The organism is Roseomonas acroporae (genome assembly GCF_023223525.1).
GTDB lineage: Bacteria > Pseudomonadota > Alphaproteobacteria > Acetobacterales > Acetobacteraceae > Roseomonas_E > Roseomonas_E acroporae.
Map to the genome: position 1 here is coordinate 1 of NZ_JALPRX010000013.1, position 6,909 is coordinate 6,909.

Here is a 6,909-nt window from a genome sequence, read left to right on the forward strand (position 1 = left end):
TCGGGCGGGGCGAAGCTCTCCGCGGCCGGGATGTGGCCGATCCCGGTCATCAGGTCCCACTCGCCGCGCGACTCCGCGGGTCCCTTGGCGCGGAAGATCCACATGTCGCGCAGCACGCGCCCGTCCGGGCGGATGCGGCCGTCCTTCGTCATGAAGTCGTTGATCGGCGTCGCCCGCATCTGCGCGAGCACGCGCCCGGCCTCGTCGGTGCCGGCGGCGCGCACCGCCTCCAGGTAGTGCTTCGCGGCGCCGTAGGCGCTGGCCTGCACCATGTTGGGCATCCTGCCGCCCATGCGGGCGCGGTAGCGCTCGGCGAAGGCGCGGGTGGCGTCGTTCTGGTCCCAGTAGTAGGGCGCCGTCTCGATGATCCCCTCGGCCTGGCGGGTGCCGAGCGCCTTGACGTCGTGCAGCGTGATGCTGAGCGGCATCACCTTCTGCGCCCCGCGCCGCATGCCGAACTCGTCCGCCTGCTTGACGAGGTTCACCGCGTGGCCGGTGGTGGTGGCGAGCAGGATGGCGTCGGCGCGCGAGGCGCGGGCCTGGAGCAGCGGCGAGGAATAGTCGGTCATGTCGAAGGGATGCAGCAGCGAGCCGACGACGCGGCCGCCGCCCGCCTCGATCATGCCCGTGGTGTCGCGCTGCACGTTGCGGCCGTAGGTGTAGTCCACGGTGATGAAGAACCAAGTCTTCGCCCCGGCCTCGCGCAGCACGCGCACGGCGCCGAGCGCCTGCGAGTAGTTGTTGTAGGTCCAGTGCAGGCCATTGGGCGAACAGGCGGCGCCGGTCAGGTCCGCGCTCGCCGAGGAGAGGAAGATCACCGCCCGGTTCTTCTCGCGCGCGAGGTTCTGCACGCCGAGCGCCACCGAGGTGTTGCCGACGTCGAAGATCGCCGTCACGCCCTCGTCGTACCAGCGCCGGGCGATGCCGGCGCCGATGTCGGCGCGGTTGAGGTGGTCGCCCTTCAGGAGCTGGACCGGGCGGCCGTTCACCGCGCCGCCCAGATCCTCGATGGCCAGCGTCATCGCCGCGACCGTGCCGGCGCCGCCGAGATCGGCCAGGATGCCGCTCATGTCGGTCAGCACGGCGAGCTTCAGCGGCTCGCCGCCCGGCTGGGCGCGCGGGATCGCGGGAAAGCCGACGAGGGCGGCGCCGCACGCACCGCCGGCCAGCAGGGCGCGGCGTGGCGTCAGGGCGCGCGGCGCTCGGGGGGCGATGGCGTCCGGCGCGGGTGACGCCTGCGCGCCCGGCGCGGGCCGGGCGTCGTCCTTCCTGGTCATGCTGCTTCCTCCGCGGCCGGCGCTTCCGGCTGTGCCGCGGCGGCATCCTCCCGTGTCCGGTGGCGGATGACCAGGGCGAAGCGGCTCGTGCCGATTCGCATCGGGGCGGACCGGCATGACTCCCCGTCCGGCGCGCAGGGCCGCCGGGACTGCCGCGGCGGCGTCAGCCCTCGCCGAACACCCGGCGGAACACCGTGTCCACCGCCTTGAAGTGCTGCGTCGGGTCGAGCGCGCGGTCGATCGTCGCGGCGTCGAGCACGGCCGAGACGGTCGGGTCGGCCAGCAGGTTGGCGCGGAAATCCTTCGCGTCGGCATGGCCGAGCTTCGTCCAGGTCGCCATGGCGGCGGACTGCACGGCGCGGTAGCTGTCCTCGCGGCTCATCCCGGCCTGGGTCAGCGCCAGCAGCACCTCCTGCGAGTGCACCACGCCGCCCAGGGATTCGAGGTTCCGCGCCATCTGCTCGGGGTAGATGGTCAGCCGGTCGATCATGCCGGTCAGGCGGGCGAGCGCGAAGTCCAGGGTGACGGTCGCGTCCGGGCCGATGAAGCGCTCCACCGAGGAGTGGGAGATGTCGCGCTCGTGCCAGAGCGCCACGTTCTCCAGCGCCGGCACCGCGTAGCCGCGCACCACGCGGGCGAGGCCGGTGAGGTTCTCCGAGAGCACCGGGTTGCGCTTGTGGGGCATCGCCGAGCTGCCCTTCTGCCCGGGGTGGAAGAACTCCTCCGCCTCGCGCACCTCGGAGCGTTGCAGGTGGCGCACCTCGGTCGCCAGCCGCTCGATGCCGGAGGCGATCACGGCCAGCGCGCAGAAGAAGGCGGCGTGGCGGTCGCGCGGGATCACCTGGGTCGAGACCGGCTCCGGGGCGAGGCCGAGCGCGGTCGCGACGTGCTCCTCCACGCGCGGATCGACATGGGCGAAGGTGCCGACGGCGCCCGAGATGGCGCAGGTCGCGACCTCGGCCCGCGCCGCGACCAGCCGGGCACGGCCGCGCGCGAACTCGGCGTAGTGGCCGGCGAGCTTGAGGCCGAAGGTGGTCGGCTCGGCATGGATGCCGTGGCTGCGGCCGATGGTCGGCGTCAGCCTGTGCTCCAGGGCGCGGCGCTTCAGCGCGGCCAGCAGCGCGTCCATGTCCGCGAGGAGAAGATCGGCGGCGCGGGTGAGCTGCACCGAGAGGCAGGTGTCGAGCACGTCCGAGCTGGTCAGCCCCTGGTGGACGAAGCGCGCCTCCGGCCCGATGCCCTCGCCGAGCCAGGTGAGGAAGGCGATCACGTCGTGGCGCGTCTCGCGCTCGATCGCGTCGATGCGCTCCAGATCGGCCTCGGTGATGTCCTTGACCCGGGCTGCGCCCTTCTCGCGGATCACCCGCGCCGCCTCGCGCGGGATGGTGCCGAGCTCGGCCATCGCCTCGGAGGCTAGCGCCTCGATCTCGAACCAGATGCGGTAGCGCTCGGCGGGCGACCAGATGGCGGTCATCTCGGGGCGGGCGTAGCGCGGGACCATCGGCGGCCTCCTGAGGCTGGCCCGGCCCTGGCGGCCCGGCGGATCGCGGGCGGGGGCGGGCGGGGGCATTCGGTTGGCGGGCGTATCTCGGAGCGGCCTCCCTCGCGCGCCGGCCGCCGCGCGTCAATCGGGCGCTGGCCGGGGCTGCCCCGCGCGGCGTGCCGATCGTCCTGCGCCGGTCGTCCTGCGCCGGTCCGTCCCGCGCCCCTCGGGCGCGCGGCGTCGTGCCGGGCGGCCGGCCCGCGCGGAACCGGGCTGCCGAAGCGGGGGGCGCCGCCGGCCGCGCGCCCGCCGCTCAGCGACGGCCGTTCAGCGATGGCCGATGCGGGCGAAGAAGTCGCCGATGAAGGCGGCCGCCCGGTCCGGGTCCTCGCGGTGCGGGAAGTGGCCGACGCCGGGGAAGGGGGCGAGGTCGAGGTCGGCGAAGGTCTCGCCCAGCCGGTCGGTCCAGGCATAGGGGAAGAGCGGGTCGTGCTCGGCCCAGCGCACGCAGGCGGGCACCGCGATGGGCGGCAGGGCAGGGGCCTCGCCCCGCATCATCGCGATCCGCCCGGCATGCGCCGCGCGGTACCAGGCGAAGCCGCCGGCGAGATTGCCGGGTTGCATGAAATTGTCCACGAAAGGCTCCAGCACCGCCTCCATCGCCTCCTTCCGGTGCGCCCAGTGGCGCAGGATGTGGCCGATGTAGAGGCGGCAGCTTTCCCGCGAGGCACCCACCAGCGCCGGGGCGAAGTCCATCTGGTTGAAGGACTGGTACCAGATCTCGCTCAGCCGGTCGGGCGTCCCCATGCGGGCGCCGATGCCGGGATACACGAAGTCGAACAGGAACAGCCCGGCGCAGCGTTCCGGCACGGCGCGGGCCAGGGCCTGGATCACCGCCCCGCCCACGTCGTGCCCCACCACGCCCACCCGGCCGAGGCCCAGCGCGTCCAGCAGCCCCAGCATGTCGGCGGCGTGGCCCTCGGCCCCCCAGTCGCCGTCCGGCTTGGCGCTGGCGCCGAAGCCGCGCAGGTCGGGGGCGATCAGCGTGTGGCGGTCGGCGAGGCGCTGCATCACCGGCTCCCAGGTCAGCCAGAATTCCGGCCAGCCGTGCAGCAGCAGCAGCGGCGCGCCGCGGCCGGTGCGAACCAGGTGCAGGTCGGCCGCGTTGCCGCGAACCGTCAGGTGTTCCATCGTTCCCCTCCCGGACCGGGTTGCGTGACGCCCGTTCCCCGGAGCCCTCGGTCCCGGCCGTCGGCGACGCTACGGCATTCGCGGAACGGGCGGGAGTGCATGCCGGCCGCCCCGCGGAGGGATGGCGGATCCGGGGGGGGGGGTGCCGGAAGGAGCCGACGGCGTGGCAGAAAGCTTGCTTTAGCATTGCCAACAATTTAAGTGGTGCGGCCTTCGTTGCGCAGGCCGAGGGGGTCGCGCCGCACGGTTGCCTGATGGAAACGCGTCGGCCGCGCGACCGGGACGTGTCCGGCCCGACAGAGAGAAGAAAAGAGGGTCATGACACTCGACTGGTTCATCGCGCTGGGGCAGGTGCTGCTCATCGATCTCGTCCTGGCGGGCGACAACGCCATCGTCGTCGGCATGGCCGCGTCCGGCCTGCCGCCCGAGCAGCGGCGCAAGGCCATCCTGTGGGGCATCGGCGCCGCCACGCTGATGCGCATCGGCTTCGCGGCGATCACGACGCAGCTGCTCTCGATCGTCGGCCTGACCCTGATGGGCGGCCTGCTGCTGCTCTGGGTCTGCTGGAAGATGTACCGCGAGCTGCGGCACGACCCCGAGCAGCATGTCGGCGCCGACGTTGTCAGCGCCGCCGAGGGGGTGGACGCGGCGCCGGGCGCGCCGCGCAAGACGCTGCGCCAGGCGATCATCCAGATCCTGGTCGCCGACGTCTCGATGTCGCTCGACAACGTGCTGGCGGTGGCCGGCGCGGCCAAGGACCATCTCGACGTGCTGATCGTCGGCCTCGCCATCTCGGTGGTGCTGATGGGCGTCGCGGCCACCTTCATCGCGCGCCTGCTGGAGAAGCACCGCTGGATCGCCTGGGTCGGCCTGCTGGTCATCCTCTACGTGGCCGCGAACATGATCTGGGAAGGCTTCCACGACGTCCACGCCCGGCTCTGACGTGCCGCCGCGGCGCCCGGTCCCGCCGGGCGCCGCACACCACCCGGCTTCCCGCCAGCCCGACCCTCCCGGTCGGGCTGGCGTCGTTTCGGGCGGGCATCCGCAGCGGCATCCCGATGCGATGCCCGGATGCGAGGTCCGGACAGGGCACGACCGGCGGGCGCCGTGCGCGCGGCCCGGCTCCGCTTCGCCCGCCGCCGTCCGCAGGCGGCCATGCCCGGCATCGTGGACTTCGCGTGAACTAAAATTGATCTTCGCGCGTCGCCGCCTTCCCGCTCCAGGACGGCTCGTCTAGCTTGCCGCGCCTTTCGTTCCATCTCCCGACCGGCTTGCCCGCGCACCCGCCATCGCACCGGTCCATTCCGGAGTGACTTCCCCCTTGATGGAAACCATCACCGGCTCCCTGCCGGAGCTGCTGCAGATCATGTGGCTGAACGTCATCCTGTCGGGCGACAACGCGGTGGTCATCGGCCTCGCGGCGGCCGGCCTGCCGGCGGCGCAGCGCAACAAGGCGGTGCTGTTCGGCATCGTCGCGGCGGCGGTGCTGCGAATCGTCTTCTCGCTCTTCGCCACCTACCTGCTGGCGCTCTGGTGGATCGACATCGTCGGCGGCCTCGCGCTGCTCTACATCGCCTGGACCTTCTTCAAGGAGCTGCGCGAGAAGAAGGAGGAGGAGGAGCATCCCGAGCATGCGGGCCAGCACCACGAGAAGACGCTGGGCCAGGCGCTCTGGCAGATCATCGTCGCCGACGTCTCGATGTCGCTCGACAACGTGCTGGCCGTGGCCGCGGTGGCGCGCAACGACCAGGCCCTGCTGATCATCGGCCTGCTCGTCTCGGTGATCCTGATGGGCGTGCTGGGCGGCTTCCTCGCCAAGGTGCTCGACCGCTTCCCGATCATCGCCTACATCGGCGTCGCGCTGATCGTGTATGTCGGTCTCAAGCTGCTCTGGGAGGGTGCCATCATCGGCAACGCCGAACTCCACCTCGGCCTCGGCTTCCTGCCGGCGGCAGAGCATCACTAGCGTGACGGCAGAGTCGCCGCTTTCCGCGCCGCCCTCGCGGCGCGGAGCCTGCATGCGCTGGGCCGCGGCGCTGCTGCCGCTCGGCCTGGCCGCCTGCGCCTCCGGCCCGCCCGCGCCGGTGGACATCCCGACGCTCGCGGCACGGCTGCCGCAGGAGGCGGCCGGCATGATCCGCGGCGACACCACGCCGATGGAGACCGATCCGCCCGGGGCCGCCCTCGCCGTGGCCTACGCCACGGCGAACCGCGCCGCCGCCGGCCAGGTGCAGATCTTCGACGACGGCGCGGCCGCCGCCGACCCGCGGGCGCCCGAGGTGGCGGCGCAGCTCGACCGCACGGTGCAGGAGGCGCTGGCCTCGGCGCCGAACCGCGGCAGCCAGCGTCTCTCGGTGCAGGAGATGAACCTGGTCTCGGCCGGCGGGCAGCCGGCGCTGCGCTGCGCGACGCTGCGGGGCAATTTCGGCCGCACGCCGATCGTGACCACCCTCTGCGTCGGCGGCTTCTCGGGCCACTTCCTGCGGCTGGAGGTGACGATGCCGGATCGCGGCGCACCGCCGGTGCAGCCGCTCGACTTCGCGACGGCGATCGCCCTGGCCGCGAAGGGCACGCCGCAGGCGGCGGGACAGCCGATCGTAGCCGTCACCGAGGCCCTGCCGCTGCCGGCGGGCACCCCGGTCTACGAGCCGCCCGAGCCGCCCGCGCCGCGCTACTACGGCGCGCCGGCCCGCTACCACCGTAGCTACCGCGGGCGGTACGTGGCGCCGCGCAGCCACTACTACCAGGCACCTGCCCGGCGCCAGTACCATGCCCCGGTCCGCGCCCAGGCCGTGCCCCGGGCCGGTGCCGCGCCCCGCGCCACGGCACGCGCGCCGGCCCGCCAGGCGACGCCGAGCCGCCGCGGCCACTGAACGGGACGGGCGGATCGCCCGGTCCCGGACTTTCCGCCGGCGCCCTGCCGGGCATGCCGGCGCTCGCCGGCCCGTGGGGGGGGGG

General features: G+C 73.4%; 6 protein-coding genes. 3 read left to right on the forward strand and 3 right to left on the reverse strand.

The window, feature by feature from the left end:
- The 3 genes from M0638_RS03890 to M0638_RS03900 form a co-directional block, all read right to left on the reverse strand.
- Positions 1–1,277 (reverse strand): ABC transporter substrate-binding protein (locus M0638_RS03890; RefSeq protein ID WP_248665647.1); only part of this gene is annotated, 1,277 nt, incomplete at its 3' end.
- A gap of 163 nt (positions 1,278–1,440) precedes the next feature.
- Positions 1,441–2,778: an adenylosuccinate lyase gene (gene purB, locus M0638_RS03895; protein WP_248665648.1), complete on the reverse strand. Its 1,338-nt coding sequence runs from the start codon at positions 2,776–2,778 to the stop codon at positions 1,441–1,443.
- 309 nt (positions 2,779–3,087) lie between these two features.
- Positions 3,088–3,951 carry an alpha/beta fold hydrolase gene (locus tag M0638_RS03900; RefSeq protein ID WP_248665649.1) on the reverse strand — a complete coding sequence of 288 codons (864 nt, stop codon included), beginning with the start codon at positions 3,949–3,951 and terminating at the stop codon, positions 3,088–3,090.
- Positions 3,952–4,269: 318 nt separating this feature from the next.
- Here M0638_RS03900 and M0638_RS03905 point away from each other — a divergent pair, with 318 nt between their 5' ends.
- The 3 genes from M0638_RS03905 (at position 4,270) to M0638_RS03915 (ending at position 6,824) form a co-directional block, all read left to right on the forward strand.
- Entirely contained in the window at positions 4,270–4,893 is a 624-nt protein-coding gene (locus M0638_RS03905) for a TerC family protein (protein WP_248665650.1), read from the forward strand.
- Between the two features lie 382 nt (positions 4,894–5,275).
- The gene (locus M0638_RS03910) at positions 5,276–5,917 is read left to right on the forward strand and encodes a YjbE family putative metal transport protein (protein ID WP_248665651.1); all 642 of its coding nucleotides are present in this window, start codon (positions 5,276–5,278) and stop codon (positions 5,915–5,917) included.
- 52 nt (positions 5,918–5,969) lie between these two features.
- On the forward strand, positions 5,970–6,824 hold the full coding sequence (locus M0638_RS03915; RefSeq protein WP_248665652.1) for a hypothetical protein: 855 nt from the start codon (positions 5,970–5,972) through the stop codon (positions 6,822–6,824).
- Positions 6,825–6,909: the final 85 nt, after the last annotated feature.